General features: G+C 65.7%; 19 protein-coding genes and 2 pseudogenes. 5 read left to right on the top strand and 16 right to left on the bottom strand.

What is annotated here, in order from left to right; all coding sequences use genetic code 11:
- The first annotated feature begins 32 nt into the window (after positions 1-32).
- Both ACSQ76_RS08860 and ACSQ76_RS08855 read left to right on the top strand, forming a co-directional pair.
- Positions 33-2207 (top strand): RNA degradosome polyphosphate kinase, encoded by a 2175-nt coding sequence (locus ACSQ76_RS08860; protein ID WP_437156289.1) that lies wholly within the window; start codon positions 33-35, stop codon positions 2205-2207.
- 52 nt (positions 2208-2259) lie between these two features.
- The gene (locus tag ACSQ76_RS08855) at positions 2260-3822 is read left to right on the top strand and encodes a Ppx/GppA family phosphatase (RefSeq protein WP_437156288.1); all 1563 of its coding nucleotides are present in this window, start codon (positions 2260-2262) and stop codon (positions 3820-3822) included.
- Here ACSQ76_RS08855 and ACSQ76_RS08850 read toward each other — a convergent pair.
- The 8 genes and pseudogenes from ACSQ76_RS08850 to ACSQ76_RS08815 form a co-directional block, all read right to left on the bottom strand.
- Entirely contained in the window at positions 3819-4193 is a 375-nt protein-coding gene (locus tag ACSQ76_RS08850; RefSeq protein WP_306129623.1) for a hypothetical protein, read from the bottom strand. The genes ACSQ76_RS08855 and ACSQ76_RS08850 overlap by 4 nt on opposite strands.
- A gap of 36 nt (positions 4194-4229) precedes the next feature.
- Positions 4230-5260: pseudogene (locus ACSQ76_RS08845) on the bottom strand (endonuclease/exonuclease/phosphatase family protein).
- Between the two features lie 3 nt (positions 5261-5263).
- Positions 5264-5944, bottom strand: a complete 681-nt coding sequence (locus ACSQ76_RS08840; RefSeq protein WP_437156287.1) for a TerB family tellurite resistance protein — start codon at positions 5942-5944, stop codon at positions 5264-5266.
- Positions 5945-5954: 10 nt separating this feature from the next.
- Positions 5955-6464 (bottom strand): N-acetyltransferase family protein, encoded by a 510-nt coding sequence (locus ACSQ76_RS08835; protein WP_437156286.1) that lies wholly within the window; start codon positions 6462-6464, stop codon positions 5955-5957.
- Positions 6461-7072 carry a VOC family protein gene (locus ACSQ76_RS08830; RefSeq protein WP_437156285.1) on the bottom strand — a complete coding sequence of 204 codons (612 nt, stop codon included), beginning with the start codon at positions 7070-7072 and terminating at the stop codon, positions 6461-6463. Before ACSQ76_RS08830 ends, ACSQ76_RS08835 begins: the two co-directional genes overlap by 4 nt.
- A 3-nt stretch (positions 7073-7075) precedes the next feature.
- The gene (locus ACSQ76_RS08825) at positions 7076-7558 is read right to left on the bottom strand and encodes an MAPEG family protein (protein WP_437156284.1); all 483 of its coding nucleotides are present in this window, start codon (positions 7556-7558) and stop codon (positions 7076-7078) included.
- Positions 7558-9689: pseudogene (scpA, locus tag ACSQ76_RS08820) on the bottom strand (methylmalonyl-CoA mutase). Before scpA ends, ACSQ76_RS08825 begins: the two are co-directional and overlap by 1 nt.
- A complete protein-coding gene (locus tag ACSQ76_RS08815) occupies positions 9661-10596 on the bottom strand; it encodes a hypothetical protein (RefSeq protein ID WP_437156283.1) in 936 nt (311 codons plus the stop codon). The pseudogene scpA and the gene ACSQ76_RS08815 overlap by 29 nt, the downstream one beginning before the upstream one ends.
- 175 nt (positions 10597-10771) lie before the next feature.
- Here ACSQ76_RS08815 and ACSQ76_RS08810 point away from each other — a divergent pair, with 175 nt between their 5' ends.
- The gene (locus ACSQ76_RS08810; RefSeq protein ID WP_306129631.1) at positions 10772-11227 is read left to right on the top strand and encodes a DUF4174 domain-containing protein; all 456 of its coding nucleotides are present in this window, start codon (positions 10772-10774) and stop codon (positions 11225-11227) included.
- A gap of 13 nt (positions 11228-11240) precedes the next feature.
- On the opposite strand, the gene ACSQ76_RS08805 is transcribed toward ACSQ76_RS08810, so the two are convergent.
- The 8 genes from ACSQ76_RS08805 to ACSQ76_RS08770 form a co-directional block, all read right to left on the bottom strand.
- Positions 11241-11756 carry a hypothetical protein gene (locus ACSQ76_RS08805; protein ID WP_437156282.1) on the bottom strand — a complete coding sequence of 172 codons (516 nt, stop codon included), beginning with the start codon at positions 11754-11756 and terminating at the stop codon, positions 11241-11243.
- Between the two features lie 4 nt (positions 11757-11760).
- Positions 11761-13806 carry an acetyl-CoA carboxylase biotin carboxylase subunit gene (locus tag ACSQ76_RS08800; RefSeq protein WP_437156281.1) on the bottom strand — a complete coding sequence of 682 codons (2046 nt, stop codon included), beginning with the start codon at positions 13804-13806 and terminating at the stop codon, positions 11761-11763.
- A 134-nt stretch (positions 13807-13940) separates the two neighbouring features.
- The gene (locus ACSQ76_RS08795) at positions 13941-14150 is read right to left on the bottom strand and encodes a hypothetical protein (RefSeq protein ID WP_306129634.1); all 210 of its coding nucleotides are present in this window, start codon (positions 14148-14150) and stop codon (positions 13941-13943) included.
- Positions 14151-14522: 372 nt separating this feature from the next.
- The gene (locus ACSQ76_RS08790) at positions 14523-14882 is read right to left on the bottom strand and encodes a hypothetical protein (protein ID WP_437156280.1); all 360 of its coding nucleotides are present in this window, start codon (positions 14880-14882) and stop codon (positions 14523-14525) included.
- A 90-nt stretch (positions 14883-14972) separates the two neighbouring features.
- Positions 14973-15119 (bottom strand): hypothetical protein, encoded by a 147-nt coding sequence (locus ACSQ76_RS08785; RefSeq protein ID WP_201455410.1) that lies wholly within the window; start codon positions 15117-15119, stop codon positions 14973-14975.
- A 214-nt stretch (positions 15120-15333) separates the two neighbouring features.
- Positions 15334-15735 carry a DUF6497 family protein gene (locus ACSQ76_RS08780; protein ID WP_437156279.1) on the bottom strand — a complete coding sequence of 134 codons (402 nt, stop codon included), beginning with the start codon at positions 15733-15735 and terminating at the stop codon, positions 15334-15336.
- Positions 15732-16064 carry a hypothetical protein gene (locus ACSQ76_RS08775; RefSeq protein WP_437156278.1) on the bottom strand — a complete coding sequence of 111 codons (333 nt, stop codon included), beginning with the start codon at positions 16062-16064 and terminating at the stop codon, positions 15732-15734. The genes ACSQ76_RS08780 and ACSQ76_RS08775 overlap by 4 nt, the downstream gene beginning before the upstream one ends.
- A gap of 87 nt (positions 16065-16151) precedes the next feature.
- A complete protein-coding gene (locus tag ACSQ76_RS08770) occupies positions 16152-17684 on the bottom strand; it encodes an acyl-CoA carboxylase subunit beta (RefSeq protein ID WP_306129638.1) in 1533 nt (510 codons plus the stop codon).
- A 263-nt stretch (positions 17685-17947) separates the two neighbouring features.
- Between ACSQ76_RS08770 and ACSQ76_RS08765 the strand changes: the two genes are divergently transcribed.
- Together ACSQ76_RS08765 and ACSQ76_RS08760 are read left to right on the top strand one after the other, a co-directional pair.
- Entirely contained in the window at positions 17948-19162 is a 1215-nt protein-coding gene (locus tag ACSQ76_RS08765; RefSeq protein ID WP_437156277.1) for a multidrug effflux MFS transporter, read from the top strand.
- A gap of 71 nt (positions 19163-19233) precedes the next feature.
- A complete protein-coding gene (locus ACSQ76_RS08760; RefSeq protein ID WP_437156276.1) occupies positions 19234-20634 on the top strand; it encodes a helix-turn-helix domain-containing protein in 1401 nt (466 codons plus the stop codon).
- Positions 20635-20707: the final 73 nt, after the last annotated feature.

The raw sequence follows: 20707 nt of genomic DNA, 5'->3' as shown, positions 1-20707 counted from the left end.
TTATCGTTACGTCGCAATCGCATAAGGGCCCTATGACAAACGCCGATTTCCTCAAGTCAACTGCCCCGGCCCCCGTGACGATCGACGGCCTCGACATCACCGGCCCCGGGCGATTCTTCAACCGAGAGCTCAGCTGGCTGGGCTTCAACTGGCGCGTCCTCGAAGAGGCGCAGAACCCCCGCGTGCCTCTGCTGGAACGCCTGCGCTTTCTGTCGATCTCGGCCAACAACCTCGACGAGTTCTACAACGTCCGCGTCGCGGGCCTGCGCGAGCTTGCCCACGCCGGCAACACCACCCCCGCCGCCGATGGCCTCACCCCAGCCGAACAGCTTGTCCTGATCGACGAGGATGCGCGCAAGCTGTTGGCCCAGCAACAGGGCACGCTCGAAGATCTCCGGCAAGAGATGGAGGCCGAGGGCATCATCATCCTCGACATCGACAGCCTCACGAAAGAGGACCGCGCCCATCTCAGCGAGATCTTCCTCGAACAGGTTTTCCCGGTCCTGTCGCCGCTGGCCGTCGACCCCGCGCACCCGTTCCCGTTCATCCCCAATCTCGGCTATTCTCTGGCGCTCCAGATGCAGCGCAAGTCAGACAAGCGCCCGCTTCAGGCGCTCTTGCCCATCCCCAACCAGATCGACCGCTTCGTCACCGTCCCGTCCGAGCCGGGCCAGTACCGCGCCCTCCCGCTCGAAGACCTGCTGCTTTTGAACCTCGATCACCTCTTCCCGGGCTACACCTACAAGGCCCACTGCAACTTCCGCGTCCTGCGCGACAGCGATCTGGAAGTCGAGGAAGAGGCCGAAGACCTCGTGCGCGAATTCGAGGTGGCCCTGAAACGCCGCCGCCGCGGCGAGGTGGTTCGCCTGAAAATCTCCTCCGGCGCGCCCGAGGAATTGCGCCGCACCATCATGCACAAGCTCGAAGTCCGCCCCGAGGAGGTGGTCGAGGTCGACGGCATGATCGGGCTCGCCGATCTCAAGGAAATGGTGCTCGACAGCCGCCCCGACCTGCTGTGGCCCAGCTTCACGCCCCGCGTGCCGGAACGGGTGCAGGACCATGACGGCGACATGTTCGCCGCCATCCGGCAAAAGGACATGCTGCTGCACCACCCCTACGAGACCTTCGACATGGTCATCCGCTTCCTGACGCAGGCGGCCCGCGACCCCGACGTGGTGGCGATCAAGCAGACGCTCTACCGCACCTCCAAGGACAGCCCCATCGTCGAGGCGCTGTGCGAGGCTGCCGAGGACGGCAAGTCCGTGACCGCGCTGGTCGAACTCAAGGCCCGCTTTGACGAGGCCGCCAACATCCGCCAGTCGCGCCGGCTGGAACGCGCGGGCGCCCACGTGGTCTATGGCTTTCTCGACCTCAAGACCCACGCCAAGATCTCCACCGTGGTCCGGCGCGAGGGCGACAAGCTGGTGACCTACACCCATTACGGCACCGGCAACTATCATCCCATCACCGCCAAGATCTACACCGACCTCAGCCTTTTCACCTGCGATTCCTCGCTGGGCCGCGATGCCACCAAGGTATTCAACTACCTTTCCGGCTACGCCCAGCCCGAAAAGCTGGAAAACCTCGCCATCTCGCCCACCACGCTGAAACCTCGCCTGCTGGAAATGATCGAGGCCGAGTGCGAGCACGCCAAATCCGGCAAACCGGCCGAGATCTGGGCCAAGATGAACTCGATCATCGAACCCGATGTCATCGACGCGCTCTATGCCGCGTCCCAGGCCGGCGTGAAGATCTGCCTTGTCGTGCGCGGCATCTGCGGCATCCGCCCGGGGATAAAGGGGCTTTCGGAAAACATCCGCGTCAAGTCCATCGTCGGGCGCTTTCTGGAACATTCCCGCATCGTCTGCTTCGGAAACGGCGCCGGCCTGCCCTCGAAAAAGGCCAAGGTCTACATGTCCTCCGCCGACTGGATGGGCCGCAACCTCAACCGCCGGGTCGAGACCCTGGTCGAGATCACCAACCCCACCGTCAAGGCCCAGATCGTGGGCCAGGTCATGGCCGCCAACCTTGCCGACGTCGCGCAAACCTGGGTGATGTCCCCCGACGGCAGCTTCCAACGCGAGTTGACCGAGGAAGGCACCTTCGCCTTCAACTGCCACCGCTTCTTCATGGAAAACCCGTCGCTATCGGGCCGTGGCTCCGCCGGGGCGGCGGACGTGCCCAAACTCACCCATACCGACGATTGACCCTTGCGGCCCCCTGTCGCATATAAAGGGTCGTTACCAAGCCGGGGATGTCATGGACGGCACGACCGATCCTGAACACAGCGAATGGGGCCCCTTCGGGCGCCCGCTCTTCGACAAGGACGCGGCCAAGGCGCTCAGCCGTGTGGGCGTGGTCGACGTGGGCTCGAACTCGGTCCGCATGGTGGTGTTCGACGGCGCCGCCCGCAGCCCGGCCTATTTCTATAACGAGAAAATCATGTGCGGGCTGGGCCAGGGCCTGTCGGAAACCGGCCGGCTGAACCCCGAGGGCCGCGAACGCGCGCTGGCCGCCATGAAACGCTTTTCCCGTCTGGCCGAGAACATGGGCACCGGCCCGCTCACCGCCGTCGCCACCGCCGCCGTGCGCGAGGCCACCGACGGCGACGCCTTCCGCGAGGAAATCGAGCGCGAGACCGGCGTCCATCTCTGGGTCATCGACGGCCCCGAGGAGGCGCGCCTCTCGGCCCAGGGCGTGCTTCTGGGCTGGCCCGGCTCTTACGGCCTCGTCTGCGACATCGGCGGCTCCTCCATGGAACTGGCCGAAATCAACGGCGGCCAGGTCGGCCGCCGCCTGACCTCCCGCCTCGGCCCCTTCTCCCTGCAAGAGGTCAAGGGCGGCAAGAAGGCCCGCAAGGCTTTCATCAAGGACACGCTGGAGCGGATGCACGACGAACTGGGCGAGCAGAAGAACCGCCTCTTTCTCGTCGGCGGCTCGTGGCGGGCCATCGCCAAGATCGACATGGAACGCCGCGGCTATCCGCTGCACGTCCTGCACGAATACCGCATGACGCCCAAGGACGTGCGCAAGACCGCAGACTACATCGCCGACAGCGACCCCGAGGATCTGCGCAACCGCGCCGGCGTTTCCTCGCAACGTATGGCGCTTGTGCCCGACGCCGCCGAGGTGCTGCGCCGCCTGGTCAAGACCTTCGGCCCCCGCGACATCGCCATCTCCAGCTACGGCATCCGCGAGGGGCTCTTGTACGAACAGATGCCCCAGCAGCTACGCGACCGCGATCCCCTGATCGAGGCGTGCCGCTTTGCCGAGGCCAAGGATGCCCGCCTGCCCGGCTATGGCCGCGCCATCTATCACTTCGTCGAGCCGCTTTTTCGCAGCGCCCGCCCCGACAAGCTGCGCATCATCCGCGCCGCCTGCCTGCTGCACGACGTCAGTTGGCGCTCGCATCCCGACTACCGCGCCGAGGATTGCTTCGACAACGCCACCCGCGCCAATCTCGGCGGGCTCAAGCATTCCGAACGGGTGTTCCTGGGTCTCGCCCTCCTGCACCGCTATTCCAACAAGCGCGAGGGCACCCAGTTCGAGAAATTGGCCGGGCTTCTGGACGAGCGCGGCCAGCATCAGGCCGAAGTTCTGGGCAAGGCCATGCGCTTTGCCGCGATGTTCTGGCTGCGCAAGGACACCCAGCTGGGCGAGTTGACATGGCATCCCAAGAAGAAACAGCTGGTCCTGCGCCTGACCGAAGAGGCCGTGCCGCTCTACGGCGAGGTGGCGCAGACGCGCCTCGCCTCGCTGGCCGACACGCTTCAGGCCGAGTTCGAGGTCAAGCTGCTGCGCCCGCGCCGCGCCCGGACCTAAATCTCGATCTCGCCGTCGCCATCCGGATCGACGTCATCTTCCAAAGGCATCTTGCGCCGGATAATGATGTCACCGTTATCAAGGATTTCGGGCGCATGATAATTGCTCAGGTCGTCGATCTCGCCCAGCAGGTCGGCAAAGGCCGGGCCCATCTCCTGCACGAAATTGCGCACGGCGGGCTCCATGTCCTGCGCCAGCCCTTCCAGGTCGCGCAACGCCGGCTCCATCTCGCGCATGATGCCTTCCATGAACATCTGCGCACCGCGTTCCATCAGGTTCATGCCCTCACTCTCGCCTTCTTCCTGCGCCAGTACGGGTGAGGCAGTGGCAAGGGTCAGCGACAGGGCGGCAATGGACAGAGTCTGTTTCATACTCCCAATATAGCGCGTTCGGTGACAATTTTAAGATCATAGGTCGATATCCAGCGTGACCGGAAAGTGATCGGACGCCGCCAGCAGCGCATCGCGCAGCTCTGGCACCTTCCAGCATTCGGGATCCTCGAACGGATGCCAGATGCGCCATATCGGCGCCTTCGCCCGCAACCCCTGGAAATCATAATGTAATCCAGCAACGCCTGAAGATAACGCCCCTCGTCCTTCAGATAGAACCGCGCCGAACTGTGCTGCGCGCCAATCCGCTGGTTCAACGCCCGCCGCGCGTGCGGATCGTAAAGCCGCAACTCGCCCGCCTCGGCGCTGCCCATGATCACCTCGATCGACGAGCGGCCAAAGAGGTTCTCGTACTCGTCCAGCCCCGGACCGTCGTTCAGGTCCCCCAGCAGCATCAGGTGCTCGCCCTCTTCCAGATGTGCCCGCACCCGCTTGCGTAACCACACCGCCTGCGCCTGCTGCTTGCGCCGGTTCGCGATGGCCAGCCGCATCACCTCGTCCCGCGTGGTCGCCCCGTGCGGCGCCTTCGATTTCAGATGCGCCCCGATCATGCGAAAGCTGAACCCGCCCCGCACCTCCACCGCCACCTCCAGCGGCGGCTTGGAGAACACCACCAGATCCTCGGTCGCGTCGATATCCAGGTCGATTCGGAACACTCCGTCGAACCGCGGCGCTTCGCTCGATCCCTTCTTGCCGGTCTCCTCGCCCCTCGGGTCATGCCTGCACGTCATTACGTCCGGATCATACAGCAGCGCGATCTCCTGCTGCGTGTCGTTCACGAACCCCATCAGCGCCTTGCGTGCCCGCAAGCCCATCATCGCCGCGAAGCCTTCCAGCGCGGTCACGGTATTGCGCTTGCGGCCACTGTCCGGCGCCTCGATCACCATCACCGCATCGGCATCCATAGCCGCGAACACCATCCCCAGCGCCGCCAGCTGATCGCCCCGCGTCACGCCATACCGCGCCGAGGGCCCGTCATCGTCCAGCACCGCGTCATGCGCATCGAACAGCGCATTGAACCACTCGACGTTATACGTCGCGAACCGCATCGCTCAGGCCGCCTCGCGCTGGATCTGCTCCCACGCGTCGTTCACGTCCGTCAGCCGCTTCTCGGCCAGCTTGATCGCCTCCTGCGGCACGCCGCGTGCCACCATCCGGTCGGGATGCATCTCGCGTACCTTGTTGCGCCAGACCTTGCGGATCTCGGGCAGCGGCGTCTCGGGTGTCACCCCCAGCACGGCATAGGGGTCAGGCTTGGCATCCGGTACGAAACGGCTGCGCAGCGTGCTGAACTCCCGCTCCGGCAGGCCGAATATCTTCGCAACCTCCGACAGGAACACGTCCTCGTTCGGATGGTACACCCCGTCGGCCACCGCGATGTGGAAAAGCCCTTCCAGAAGGTCGTTCAGGGTCGCTTCATCTCCGCCGAACATCGCCTTGATCCGGCGCGCATACTCCTCGAACCCCGCCACGTCCTGCCGCGCCAGGTTGAACACCTTCGCCGCGCCCGCCTCGTCGTCTCGGGCGATCTGGAACACCTCGCGGAACGCCGTCACCTCGTCCCGCGTCACCTGGCCATCCGCCTTGGCCATCTTGGCCCCCAGCGCGATCACGGCAATCGCGAACGCCACCGTCCGCTCGGGTGGCGTGCGCAGACGGTCGAACACGCTGGCCAGCGTCTCGCCACTGGCCAGCGCCGACAGCGCCTCGGATATGCGACTCCAGATCGACATGGCGATCAACCTAAGCCGCGCGGCCTTCGGGGGACAGGAGTTTCTGCATCAGGAAAAGGTCGATGCGCCGCCCGAATTTCAGCCCGGCCTGCGCCACACGCCCCACCTCGGTGAACCCGATCTTGCGGTGAAAGGCGATCGCACCTTCGTTCTCCGCACTGATCCCGCCGATCAGGGAATGCACACCGCCCCTGACCGCGTGATCCTCCAGCGCTTCCATCAGCGTCCGGCCCACGCCCCGGCGCTCGGCTCCGGGGTGCAGCAGCACCGTATGCTCCAGCGTCTCGCGATAGCCCGACCCGCTGCGAAACGGCCCGTAGGTGGCATAGCCCAGCAGCCCGCCTTCGTCCTCGGCCACCAGAAACCCGTGCCCCGCCTCGTCGCGCGTCTTCACGGCCAGCGCAACTTCCAGAATGGTCTTTTCATCTTCGGTAAAGCTGACGGTGGTCTCACGAATGTAGTGATTGACGATCCCGGCCAACGCCTTGGCGTCGCCGGCTTCCGCCGCCCGCACCTTCATGCCAGCACGCACGCCCCGCGCGGCGTGGTCAGCTCGGCCACAAGCGCCGCGGCCCCCGTCTCATAGACGACGCGGCCGTCGCTCAGCACTGGCGCCAGCGCGTCCTCCAACGCCCTCGCATCGGGGTGCGTCACCACCAGCCGGTCCAGCCGGCATCCCGAGGCCGGCAACATCTGCGCCGGATGCTGCGCGCATTGCCATTCGATCACCGCCGGAAAGAGGTTGTCCCACGGCAGCCGCCCATCCTCCGGCACCGCCATCTGCCAGCGCAGTTCTCCTCGCGCCAGCGGCACCGGTACGCCCGCCTGCGGAAAGCGCTCCACCACAGCGCCAAGGTCCGGCGTGTTGCAGATCCAGTTCGTCGGCCTGGGCCGCCCCCCGAACCGGTCCAGATCGAACCACCGCGCGTACCCCGGCTTGGGCGCGTCGGGGTCGATCGCGATGACCTCCAGGTAGAGCCCCTCCTCCAGCCCCAGCAGCATGTTATGCGTGCCGAAATGCGCGTGTTGCCCGCCGGGCCGCAAAGCCACGCCCAGCGCCTCCTCGGCATAGGCGCGGCCCTCGTCCAGCGTCTCGGCCGCCACCGCGAAATGATCCAGTCTCAGCATGTCCTACCCCAATGTCAGCCGGTACAGCACCCAGAGCGCCGCCAGCACCGTCGGATAGAACGTCGCCGCAAATCCAAAGGCCCGCAAGGCCGGCGCGACATGATACCCCACCCAGAACGCCAGCCGCGCCACGGCAAAGCCGATCCCCAGTGCCAGCACCGTGCCCGCGCCCAGGAAGAACCCCACCAGCGGCCAGATGCACAAGGCCAACACAACCTGCTCGACCGTGTTCTGCAAAACGCGCGCATCCACCGCTGCACCGTCCCTGAGCGGCTGACCGTCGATCGCCGCATTGTCAAAGAACCGCCGCTGCGCCAGCCGGCCGATCATCATCGCCAGCACCACGCCGGGGCCAAAGGCCGCCCCCATCAGCGTCGGCTGCATCATCGCCATCGGCACAGGGATCTGGCGGCCGATCCACAGCACCGCAACCGCCCAGACCAGCCCCGCCGCCATGCCGACCAGGATCTTGGAGCGCTTTTGCATCAGGCCGCCCGCGCCTCGCGGATCAGCCGCAGGATATCCTGCGCCGCCTCGGGGATGTTGGTGCCGGGACCGAAGATGGCCTTCACGCCCACGCCTTTCAGGAACTCGTAATCCTGCTGCGGAATGACCCCCCGCAGATCACGATAATGTCGCCCGCGTCCTTCTCCTTCAGCGCATCGATCAGCTGCGGCGCCAGCGTCTTGTGCCCCGCCGCCTGGCTGGAAATCCCGATCACGTGCACGTCGTTGTCGATGGCGTCCTGCGCCGCCTCGTCCGGCGTCTGGAAAAGCGGGCCCACGTCGACGTCAAACCCGATATCGGCGAATGCCGTGGCGATCACCTTGGCGCCCCGGTCATGCCCGTCCTGCCCCATCTTGACGACCAGCATCCGCGGCCGCCGCCCCTCGTCCTCGGCAAAGGCCTCCACCGATTTCTGGATCGCCGCGAACCCCTCGTCGCCCTCGTAGGCCTTGCCATAGACCCCGGCCAGCGTCTTCACCTCGGCGCGGTGCCGTCCGAATTCCTTTTCCATGGCCATGCTGATTTCCCCCACAGTAGCCCTTGCGCGGGCCGCTTCCACCGCGGCCTCCAGCAGATTGCCGCCGTCCCTGGCGCGGCGCGTCAATTCATCCAGCGCCTTGGTGCAGGCATCCTCGTCACGCTCCGCGCGGATACGCTCCAGCGCCTCGACCTGCCCCTTGCGCACCTTGACGTTGTCCACGTCCAGGATGTCGATCGGGTCTTCGCGGTCCTTGCGGTACTTGTTGACGCCGACGATCACCTCGTCGCCCCGGTCGATCATCGCCTGCCGTGTGGCCGCCGATTCCTCGATCCGCAGCTTAGGCATGCCGCTGGCCACGGCCTTGGTCATGCCGCCCATCTCCTCGACCTCTTCCATCAACTCCCAAGCCTTCTCGGCCAGCTCGGCGGTCAGGCTTTCCACGTAATAGGACCCCGCCAACGGATCGACCACCGCCGTCACGCCGGTTTCTTCCTGCAGGATCAGCTGCGTATTCCGCGCGATCCGCGCGCTGAAATCCGTGGGCAGCGCGATGGCCTCGTCCAGCGCGTTGGTGTGCAGGCTCTGCGTGCCGCCCAGAACCGCGCTCATCGCCTCATACGCGGTGCGCACCACGTTGTTGTAGGGATCCTGCTCCTGCAAGCTGACTCCGCTGGTCTGGCAGTGGGTCCGCAGCATCTTCGAGCGGTCGTTCTTGGCCCCGAACTCCGTCATGATCCGGTGCCACAGCAGGCGCGCCGCCCGCAGCTTTGCCGCCTCCATGAAGAAATTCATGCCGATGGCGAAAAAGAACGACAGCCGCCCGGCAAAGCGGTCGACGTCCATTCCCGCCTCGATGGCGGCCTTCACGTATTCCCGGCCATCCGCCAGCGTATAGGCCAGCTCCTGCACCAGGTTCGCGCCGGCCTCCTGCATGTGATAGCCCGAGATGCTGATCGAGTTGAAGCGCGGCATCTCGTTGGCGGTGAACTCGATGATATCGCTGACGATCCGCATGCTGGGTTCGGGCGGATAGATATAGGTATTGCGCACCATGAACTCTTTCAGGATGTCGTTCTGGATGGTGCCCGACAGGGCGCTGCGGTCGTGCCCCTGCTCCTCGCCCGCGACAATGAAACTGGCCAGCACGGGGATCACCGCGCCGTTCATGGTCATGCTGACACTCACCTGGTCCAGCGGGATGCCGTCGAACAGCACCTTCATGTCCTCGACGCTGTCGATGGCCACGCCCGCCTTGCCCACGTCACCCACCACGCGCGGGTGGTCGCTGTCGTAACCGCGATGCGTCGCCAGGTCGAAGGCCACCGAGACGCCCTGCTGCCCGGCGGCCAGGTTGCGGCGATAAAAGGCGTTCGATTCCTCGGCTGTCGAGAATCCGGCATATTGCCGGATCGTCCAGGGCCGCCCGGCATACATCGTGGCCTTCACGCCCCGGGTGAACGGCGCCTGTCCGGGGATGGTGCCAAGGTGCTCCATCCCCTCGACATCTTCCTCGGTATAAAGCGGTTTGACGTCGATCCCTTCAAGGGTCTTCCACGTCAGCTCCTCCAGCTTGCGGCCCTTCAGCTCGCCTTCCGCGATCTTACGCCAATCGTCGGTTTTCGATCCCATCGTCTTGTCCTCTTTTCCTCTGGTCCGGGCGCGGGGTTGTCCCCGTCTTCACCGGTCCGGTTTCCTCTGTCAGCTGCGCCAATCCCTCCGCCCCGGCACGCAGCCAGTAGAGGTCGTCGGCATAGGCCTCGCGCATGTCGCGCAGGGCGGTGTCGTCGAACGGCTGCCACTTGCCCGGCCCCTCGGGCAGGCCTGCCGGAGCGCCGCCGCGGTCCTTCACGATCCGGCGCAGCTGCGGCAGGTTGGGCGCCTGGTTCATCCATTCCCGCGCGTGGGCACGCGGCATCGGGCCAAGACCGGTCATGTGTTCCAGCATCCGCTCCGGAAGTCCGCCGAAAATTTCGTAAGGCATCACGGTCAACTTCACCCCCGGCAGTGCGCAGGCCACGTCGAGAACCACATCGCGCCACAGCCGCGGAGACGCGGCCAGCGCCTCCAGCGTCGCGGTGTCCGGCACGCGGTGGCCGCGTGCCACGCCATAGGACAGAACCGAGGCCCAGAAACTCTCGTGGCTACGGATCGACAGGTAGGCCCGCGTCACCTGTCCGTCCAACGCATGAGCGAACCGCGCCATGCGCTGCCCGATATCGGAATAGAGCCGCCCCTGCCGCAAGCACCGGCGCGGCGCGCCGATCATGTTCTCGTCACTGATCACCAGCACCTTGGCGCCGGCCCTGCGTTCGCGGGCGATGTTGATCGCCACGCGCGCCCGGGCGCGGTCCAGCTGTTCCTGCGGCGGGCGCGGGCTGTCCACCGGGATCACACCGGTCAAGAGCCCGTCGCGCGTCTGTTTCGGACCCCAGACGGTGATCCCCTTGCGCGCCAGCGCAACCCGGTTCTCGGCCAGGTAGGCCTGAAACGTGGTAGTGGCCGTCCTGTGGGCCCCGATATGCAGAACAACGTCCATGATCCCGCGCCTTTCCCGTCTGGCCCGCGTCATGCGGGCGGTCGACCTTGCGTCGCGCCACCCTGCAGCGTGGGACCTGACCATGGGATTAACGGTAAAATTTTCGCGGCCCTGCGGCCAAACGGCCTTCGCATTCGGCGCATTCGCGCCTATATCTGGTCCAGCAGGAGGCCCGATGCGAAAGCTGTTATTCATTACTTTTCTGGCACTTACCGCGTCGGCACTGACGTGGAGCGCGGCCCGGGCGACCGACGGAACCCCGCTCGACGGCATCATCCTGCCGGGCGAAAATGCGGATTTGAGTGAATTTCTCTGGATAAAGCGGCCCGTCGTCGTCTTCGCCGACAACGCCTCGGACCCGCGCTTTGTCGAACAGATGAACTTCCTCACCGCCCGGCTCGAGGATCTCGAGCGCCGCGACGTGGTCGTCCTGACCGACACCGATCCGGCCGCTTCCAGCGCGCTGCGCCGGCAGTTGCGCCCGCGCGGCTTCATGCTTGTGCTGATCGGCAAGGACGGCGAGGTCGAACTGCGCAAGCCCGCCCCGTGGAGCGTGCGCGAGTTGTCCCGCGTGATCGACAAGATGCCCATCCGCCAGCAGGAGATCCGCGACCGGCTGGGCGAGAACTGATCCCCCGCGCGGCTCATGCCCGTTCCCCCGCCGCGACCACCAGAACCCGGTTGGCGCGGTCCATCAGCATCAGCGTGCCCTCGGTCGTCTCATAGGCCAGCACGGTCTCGGGGCGCATCAGCAGGCGGCGGAACTCCACCCCCACCTTGCCCTCCATGCAGGGCCGGGCCTCCAGCCCGGCGCGACGCATCTGCATTCCGAACGTGCGCTGCATGTTGACCGCGTCCACCATCGCCGCATCCGGCGTCATCTCCGGGTCGTCCAGCGCCGCCACGCCCCTCAAGGGCAGCGCGCGCAGCATGTCGGGCACGTTGCGTTCCACCGGCACCGCGGCGCCGATATCCGCACTTACCAGCCGAAACGCCGCCGCAGCGCAGTGCGCCCTGGACGAAAACGCCAGCGTCTCGCCCAGGCTAAACCACGGCGCCAGCCGCGCCCGCATCGACGCCTCGTCATCGCGCGCGCAGGCCCCCAGCAGGACTACGCCCGCCATCGCCGCCGGCAGGATATGAGACCCGCGCAGGTTCACCGCCTCATTCGAACTCCATGATCACATCGTCCACCGCCAGGCTGTCGCCCGGTCCGGCGTTGATCTTGGTCACCACGGCCTTTCTCTCGGCCCGCAGGATGTTTTCCATCTTCATCGCCTCCACGGTGCACAGCGCCTGGCCTTCCTGCACCTCGTCGCCCTCCTGAACGTTCACGCTGACGATCAGGCCCGGCATCGGGCACAGCAGCATCTTCGATGTATCAGCGGCGAGTTTCTCGGGCATTAACAGCGCCAGTTCCGCCTGACGCGGCGTGCGCACATGCACCTTCAGATCCGCGCCCCGGTTGCGGATGCGGAAACCGCCCGAAACCTTGCCGACCTTCAGCACCAGCGTCTCGTCATCCACGTTCAGCACCGCCAGCGCGTCGCCCGGAGTCCAGCCGCTGGACACCCGGTGGCTGCCGCCATCCGCGAAGGTCACGGTCGCGCCGTCGCGATCCGCATCGATACTGACCTCGAAACTGATGCCTTGCAGGCTGACGACCCAGTCCTCGCCCACGCGCCGCTCGTGGTTATCCATCCGGCCCGACACCCGCGTGCGCCGGATCTCCGCCACCCGGTGCATCGCAGCACAGCTGGCCGCGATCCGCCGCAGCGCCGCCTCGTCCAATTCCACGCCCTCGAACCCGTCCGGGTACTCCTCGGCGATGAACGCCGTGGTCATGTCGCCCGACACGAACTTGGGGTGGTCCATCACCGCGCTCAGGAACGGCAGGTTATGCCCGATCCCTTCCAATTCGAAACTGTCCAGCGCCACGCGCATCGCCTCGATCGCCGCGCCCCGGCTGGGCGCCCAGGTGCACAGCTTGGCGATCATCGGGTCGTAATACATGGAAATCTCGCCGCCCTCGTAAACGCCGGTATCATTGCGCACCGCCGTCTCGCCGGCCTCGGCCTCGTCCTGCCACTTGCCCTTGTCCAAGAGCGGCCCCGCAGCCACCTCCACCGGCGGGCGATAGCGCACCAGCCGCCCGATCGAGGGCAGGAAGTTCCGGTACGGATCCTCTGCATAGAGCCGGCTTTCCATCGCCCAGCCCGTCAGCGTGATGTCGTCCTGGCTCAGCGACAGCTTTTCGCCCGCCGCCACGCGGATCATCTGTTCCACCAGGTCCACGCCGGTGATCAGTTCCGTCACCGGGTGCTCCACCTGAAGCCGCGTGTTCATCTCCAGGAAATAGAAGTTCTTGTCGCCATCGACGATGAACTCCACCGTGCCCGCGCTGGAATAGCCCACCGCATGGGCCAGTGCCAGGGCCTGCTCGCCCATCGCCTTGCGCGTCTCTTCGTCCAGAAACGGGCTCGGCGCCTCCTCGATCACCTTCTGGTTCCGCCGCTGGATCGAGCATTCCCGCTCGCCCAGGTACACCCCGTTGCCATGGCTGTCGCACAGCACCTGGATCTCGATATGGCGCGGCTGGGTCACGAACTTCTCGATGAACATCCGGTCGTCGCCGAAACTCGACGCGGCCTCGTTCTTCGACGCCTGGAACCCCTCACGCACCTCCTCGGCATTCCACGCGATCCGCATCCCCTTGCCGCCGCCGCCCGCGCTGGCCTTCAGCATCACCGGAAACCCGATTTCCTCAGAGATCTTCAACGCCTCGTCGGCGTCCTCGATCAGGCCCATATGGCCCGGCACGGTGTTCACATCTGCCTCGGCGGCGATCTTCTTTGACGTGATCTTATCACCCATCGCCTCGATGGCTTTCTTGGGCGGCCCGATAAAGGCCACGCCCGCGGCCTCCAGCGCCTCGGCGAACTTGGGGTTCTCCGACAGGAAACCATAGCCGGGATGCACCGCCTCGGCGCCGGTCTGCTTGATCGCCTCCATCACCTTGTCGATGACGATATAGCTTTCGGATGCGGGCGGCGGCCCGATATGCACCGCCTCGTCGGCCATCTCCACGTGCAGTGCGTTGCGGTCGGCGTCCGAATAGATCGCCACCGTCGATATGCCCATCTTGCGCGCCGTCTTGATGACCCGGCAGGCGATCTCGCCCCGGTTGGCGATCAGGATTTTCTTGAACATCTCACGTCCCCTTTTTTCTTGCCCGCCCCGGCGCGGCCGCCGAACGGGGTGATACGAAAAAGACCACCGCCCCGCTGCCGCGAGGGGTGGTCTCATACAGGTTGAACCGCCCGTGTCCGGGCGCTGAATTCAGGTTACAGGCATTTGTTCGGATAGACCTGGCAGAACGCCACGTTGCCCGCGGCCCCGACGGCCGCGCCCGTGACAAGCGATCCGCCGACGACCGCCGCGGTGCCCAGCCCCGCGGCCCCGCCGAACAGGGCCTGTTCGGGCACGGTGTCGCCGCAGGCCGCAAGCGGACTCGAAAGCCCAAGCAGAAGAAGCGTGGATTTGAAGAACTGCATCGGATTTTGCCTCGCGCGCGATTGTTATGACTGCGCGCACTCAAAGCGATGACGGGGTCGGCGTCAAAGCCGTCTTTGATCCGCCCCCGGATTTGGGCGACCTCTCGCCTATCTCCCGAAGGCCTTGATGTCGCGGCAAAAAGGGCGGCCTTTGCGTCGCTGCAAAAGGCCGCCCATCAGGGGAAGGGTAACGGTTTAGACGGTATGTCTCGGCCCATTGGGGGAAGGCCGCCACTACGAGGCTCACGCTGCCCGCAATCTGCCGTTGCGCCAAGGGACTTTGCTCATCTTTCGCTTGATCGGCTGTAATTCGCGTGAATTCGCAAGGCGTCGGCGGAAACGTGCCTAAATAAGGGACCGAAAAACTGGCACTCATCCTCGGCCTCCCTCGTCGAAGGCGTCGGGAAAGGCGCGCTGTGCCGCCGCGACGTCCAGAACCAGCAGCGCCTCGTAACTTTCCGAATCGAACGGATCTTCGGCCGGCAGCACTTCGCGGCCGAAAAGCCAGCTCAGCCGTCCCGCGTCCAGGTTGCCCCGCTCGAACGGCTGATCCCCGAAATGCTCCCACAACGCGCGGACAAAGGCCGCGTCCGCCCGCTTGTCGGCCGGGCGCCGGTCGCGATAGCGCTCGCGCCGCACGATGGCGGTGGCGCCCTTCGGATTGGCGCGGCGAATGGTGAACTGGAAATCGCTGCCCGGCAGTCGGCCCGGGAACCCGCGGTGCTTGATCATGACCCGCCTCCGCAACCGCGCAGGGACCGCCGGGTCTCGGTCTTGGTCAGGACAGGCCCGAAGGCCTGTCCCTTTCGTGTCTCCGGGCTCTTACTTGAGCTTGCCGGTGTAGGTCGGCTCGGTCGAGATCGGCTCGGGATCGACCACGACGAATTCTTCTTCCTGTTGCTGCTGGCCGCAGGCTGCCACGAGGGCAACCAGACCAACCGCGAGGATGCTCTTGATGCTGTTCGACATACTAGTCTCCTGTCTCTGTACTCCAACAGATGACGCGCATTACGCCCCATCTGTCCCTCGTTCAAGGGATGGGTCACGGGGTTGTAACCAATGCCGAACATAGCCGAATCCGCAGGACATTCATACGTGGCCGGCGCAATCCCGCCCGCCTGTGTCTGGAAAGCCTCAAACCGCTCAAGCCCCGAGCTTTGATCCGCAAGATATTGTGCTTCCATCAGAACAGCTCCAAGATACAGGCGTCGTCACCGACCGAGAAACTCTCGAAAATCTGCGCCACATCGGGGTCGAACCGACCGAATTCCGAAGGCCTGTCGGCCAGCGAAATCACCACGCGATCGGGGGCCTTTTCCGCCAGGTCGATCCGTCCCAGGGCGAAATCGTTGCACAGGTATTCCAGGTCGGCGGTCTGGGTCTCGAAATCCTCGGCCCCGGTGAACCCTTTCGCGACAAAGCGAAAGCGCACGGTCAGCCCGAGCGCCGCCTCGCCCACGATGACCTCCTGCAGCCGGGCCTCCAGCCCCGACGGCAGGACAAGGCGCTCCTCCTGCGCCTCGCCCTGCACTGGGGCGGCCTGCGCCATCAGCGCGGCCAGCAAACCTGCGATCATCCCTCTCATCGCGCCCACCTCGTCCAGCGCGCCACGTGGCGCGGATCGGCCAGCAGCGACGCGATGATTTCCTCCAGCCGGGCGCGGTCATGCCGCCCCTCGATCTGCCCGCCCGCGGTAACGGTCACGCCCTCGCCGGTCTCGGCGACCCGCACCACGGGCGCAAATCCGCGCACGTTCTGCAGCGCGCGCCACAGATCCTGCCGCACCTGGCTCGCCAGCGCCAGCTTGCGCAGCGGGCCAAAGCGCGCCTCGGCACTCACGTCCATCCGCACCGGCACCCGCCGCGCCACCGTCACCACGCCCGCGTCGCGCATGATGTGATATCGCTTGCTCATTCCTTTTCGCCGCATCGACCGTCCTCGTAGGGTGGGTGAAAACCCACCATCCGCGCCCCGTGGGCTTTCGCCCACCCTACGCCATCCTCAAAGCGGAATATTGTCGTGCTTCTTCCACGGCAGCTTGCGCTTCTTGTTGCGCAGTGCGGCAAACGCCCGGCTCACCCGTTTGCGTGTGCTGCGCGGCTGGATCACCTCGTCGATGAACCCGCGTTCCGCCGCCACGAAGGGGTTGGCAAACCGTGCCTCGTAATCCGCCGTGTGCTTGGCGATCTTCTCGTCATCGCCCAAATCCGCACGGTGGATGATCTCGGTGGCCCCCTTGGCGCCCATCACCGCGATCTCCGACGTGGGCCAGGCATAGTTGATATCCCCCCGCAGATGCTTGGACGACATCACCACGTAAGCCCCGCCATAGGCCTTGCGCGTGATCACCGTCACCTTCGGCACCGTCGCCTCGCCATAGGCAAAGAGCAGCTTCGCGCCGTGCTTGATCACGCCGTTGTGCTCCTGGCTGGTGCCGGGCAGAAAGCCGGGCACGTCCACGAAGGTCAGGATCGGGATCTCGAAACAGTCGCAGAACCGCACGAACCGCGCCGCCTTGCGGGAACTGTCGATGTCCAGGCACCCGGCCAGCACCATCGGCTGGTTCGCCACCACGCCCACCGTGCGCCCCTCAAGGCGGATGAACCCCGTGACCATGTTCTTGGCGAAATCCTCCTGGATCTCGTAGAAATCGCCCTCGTCGGCGACCTTCACGATCAGCTCCTTCATGTCATAGGGCATGTTGGGGTTGTCCGGGATCAGCGTATCAAGGCTCGTCTCGGCCCGGTCCGGGTCGTCGAAGAACGGGCGCACCGGCACCGGCTCGCGGTTGTTCAGCGGCAGGAAATCCACCAGCCGCCGCACCTCGGCCATCGCCTCCACGTCGTTCTCGAAGGCCGCATCGGCGACCGAGGACTTTTTCGTGTGGGTCGAGGCCCCGCCCAGCTCCTCCGCCGTCACCTGCTCGTTGGTCACGGTCTTCACCACGTCGGGGCCGGTCACGAACATGTAGGAACTGTCGCGCACCATGAAGATGAAGTCGGTCATCGCGGGGCTGTACACCGCCCCACCCGCGCAGGGCCCGGTGATCACGCTGATCTGCGGCACCACGCCCGACGCCTCGATATTGCGCTGGAACACCTCTCCGTACCCCGCAAGGCTGTCCACGCCTTCCTGGATCCGCGCGCCGCCACTGTCGTTGATGCCGATCACCGGCGCGCCGTTCTGCATCGCCATGTCCATGATCTTGCAGATCTTCATCGCGTGCGTATGCGACACCGATCCGCCCAGCACGGTGAAATCCTGGCTGAAGACATAGACCTGCCGGCCATTGATGGTGCCCCAGCCGGTCACCACGCCATCGCCATAGGGCCGGTTTTTCTCCATCCCGAAATCGGTACAGCGATGGGCCACGAACATGTCGAACTCTTCGAAACTGTCCTCGTCCAGCAGAAGGTCGATCCGCTCCCGCGCGGTCAGCTTGCCCTTCTCGTGCTGCCCGTCGATCCGCTTCTGCCCGCCGCCCAGCCGCGCGTTGCCGCGGCGCGTGTCCAGTTCCTGCAGGATATCTTTCATCGAGGCCCCCTTGGTTGACTGGCGCGACCCTACTGGTTGGGCGCACCCCATCCAAGACAATTTCCGCAAATTTGCCAAACCTCGCGAAGTCCGGCCTGCTAAATTGCAAATCTGCAAATTCTGCTTCGTGGGAACTGACCATATAGCCAGGGTCACTGTCGCCTGCGCGTCCGAACAAGCCCTGCACGCAACTCGGCCAGCATGACCGGCGTCGGAAGTTCGCATATCTGGACATCCCCCGCCCGCCGGGATAGCGCAATTGCATGCCCACCGTCCGCTTCCTCGACCGCACCACCCCGCCGCACATCTTCACCCTGATCGTTCTGGCCGGGATCTCGACGCTGGCGCTCAATATCTTCCTGCCGTCCCTGCCCGGCATGACCGCCTATTTCGAGACGGATTATGGCGTGATGCAACTCGCCGTGGCGGGCTATCTCGGCATCAACGCCATCCTGCAACTGCTGATCGGCCCCATCTCCGACCGTGTCGGGCGCCGCCCGGTGATCCTCGGCGGGCTGGTGATCTTCCTGCTGGCGACGCTGGGCTGCCTGATGTCCACGAACATCTGGGTCTTCCTGATCTTCCGCATGTTCCAGGGCGGCATCGTCGCCGCCATGGTCCTGTCGCGCGCCGTGGTGCGCGACATGGTGCCGGCCAACCAGGCGGCCTCGATGATCGGCTACGTCACCATGGGCATGTCCGTCGTGCCGATGATCGGCCCGGCCATCGGCGGCGCGCTCGACGCGGGCTTTGGCTGGCACGGCAGCTTCTGGGCGCTCATTGCCATGGGCGCGGCCGTCCTCTGGCTGGTCTGGCGCGACCTGGGCGAAACCGCCCCCTTGGAAGGCCGCACCTTCCGCGACCAATTCGCCGAATACCCCGAGCTTTTCTCCTCCTACCGCTTCTGGGGCTACGCGCTGGCCGCCGCGCTCTCCTCCGGCGCGTTCTTCGCCTATCTCGGTGGCGCGCCCTTCGTCGGCGCACAGGTCTTCGGCCTCACGCCATCGGAACTCGGCCTCTTCTTCGGCGCCCCCGCCGTGGGCTATTTCACCGGCAATTTCCTGTCGGGCCGCTTCTCCACCCGGATCGGCATCAACCGCATGGTGTTCTACGGCTCGGTGGCCAACGCCATCGGCCACGCCATCAACCTCGCCACGCTCTATGCCGGGATAAGCACGCCCTACACGTTCTTCGGCCTGATGACGCTGATGGGCTTGGGCAACGGCATGACCATCCCCAACGCCACCGCCGGCGCGCTCTCCGTGCGCCCCAGCCTCGCCGGCACCGCCAGCGGCCTTGCCGGCTTCCTGATGATCGGCGGCGGCGCGGGGCTTTCGGCCCTGGCGGGCGCCCTTCTCGGCCCCGGCACCGGCGCCTTCCCGCTGGTCTGGCTGATGTTCCTGACGGCGCTTGGCGGCATTCTCGCCATCACCCTTGTCATCCTGCGCGAGCGACAAGTGGGCGTATCCTCGATCTGAACGCCGCCCTTGCGCGGATCGCTTTGCAAACCTAAACCTGTGCAGACGCAAACCTGCAAAGCGAGCCGCCCATGGCCACCCAGAAACTCTATGCCGGCGCCAAGCTGCGCGAAACGCGCCAGCGCCTCGCCCTGACGCAAAAGGATTTCGCCGCCAAGCTCGGCGTTTCCCTGCCCTACCTGAACCAGATGGAGAACAACAACCGCCCGGTCTCCACCACGGTGATCCTCGCCCTGGCGCAGGAATTCGGCTTCGATGTGACCGAGCTTGCCACCGGCGACGCCGAACGGCTGGTGACCGACATGCGCGAGGCGCTGGCCGACGCCGTTTTCGCCGACGACACGCCCAGCCTCAGCGACCTGCGCCTCACGGCCTCCAACGCCCCCGCCATGGCCCGCGCCTTTCTCGAACTGCACCGCGCCTACCGCGACACCCATGAACGCCTCGCGTCGCTGGACGAGGCTCTGGGCCGCGAGGATGCCCGCCCCCAGACCTCCCCCTGGGACGAGGTGCGCGACTTCTTCCATTACTGCGACAACTACATCGACGCCGTCGACCGCGCCGCCGAACACTTCGCCGGCCCCGCCTCCGGCCCCCGCCGGATCACCGATCTGGCCGAGTCCCGTCTCGACGCGCTCGGCATCAAGGTGGTGGACAGCGACGACGCGCGCCTGCGCCACTACGACCGCGACGCGCGTATCCTCTACCTCTCGAACCACGCCGAACCCGAAACCCGCCGCTTTCAACTCCTCCTGCAAGTGGCTCTTCTCACTCAGGAAAAGCTGATCGAGGCCACGCTCGATTTCGCCCGCTTCCAGTCACCGGCGGCGCGCGACATCGCCAAGATCGGCCTTGCCAATTATTTCGCCGGAGCGGCCCTGATGCCCTACACCGCCTTCCTGCAGGCGGCCCAACACCACCGCCACGACCTCGAGCGCCTCGCCACCCGCTTCGGTGCCTCCATCGAGCAGGTCTGCCACCGGCTTTCCACGCTGCAGCGCCCCGGCGCCAAGGGCGTGCCCTTCTTCTTCGTCCGCGTCGATCAGGCCGGCACGATCACCAAGCGCCACTCCGCCACGCGCCTGCAATTCGCCCGCTTCGGCGGCGCCTGCCCGCTCTGGAACGTCCACCGCGCGTTCGAGACGCCCGGCCGCTTCCTGCGCCAACTGGCCGAAACCCCCGACGGCGTGCGCTACATCTCCCTGGCCCGCGACGTCTCCAAGCGCGGCGGGCACTATGGCGCGCCCGTCCGCCGCTTCGCCATCGCCCTGGGGTGCGAGGTGAAACACGCCGATGCCCTGGTCTATGCCGACGACCTCGACCTGACGCGCACGCAAGCCTTCGAGCCCATCGGCATCTCCTGCCGCATCTGTGAGCGCACGCATTGTCACCAGCGCTCCGTGCCGCCCCTGGAACGCCGGTTGCAAGTCACGCCCGACGAACGCGGGGTCTTGCCCTACAAGGTAGGATAGCCGCGCGGCAGCCCTAACATACGTCCGTCCCGGACTTGATCCGGGACCTCGTAGGGTGGGTTTCCAACCCACC

The sequence above is a fragment of the Roseovarius sp. B08 genome (genome assembly GCF_051417955.1).
In the GTDB taxonomy this organism is placed as follows: Bacteria; Pseudomonadota; Alphaproteobacteria; order Rhodobacterales; family Rhodobacteraceae; genus Roseovarius.
Note: the sequence above shows the minus strand (reverse complement) of the source record. Positions and strands in the feature narration are given on the sequence as shown.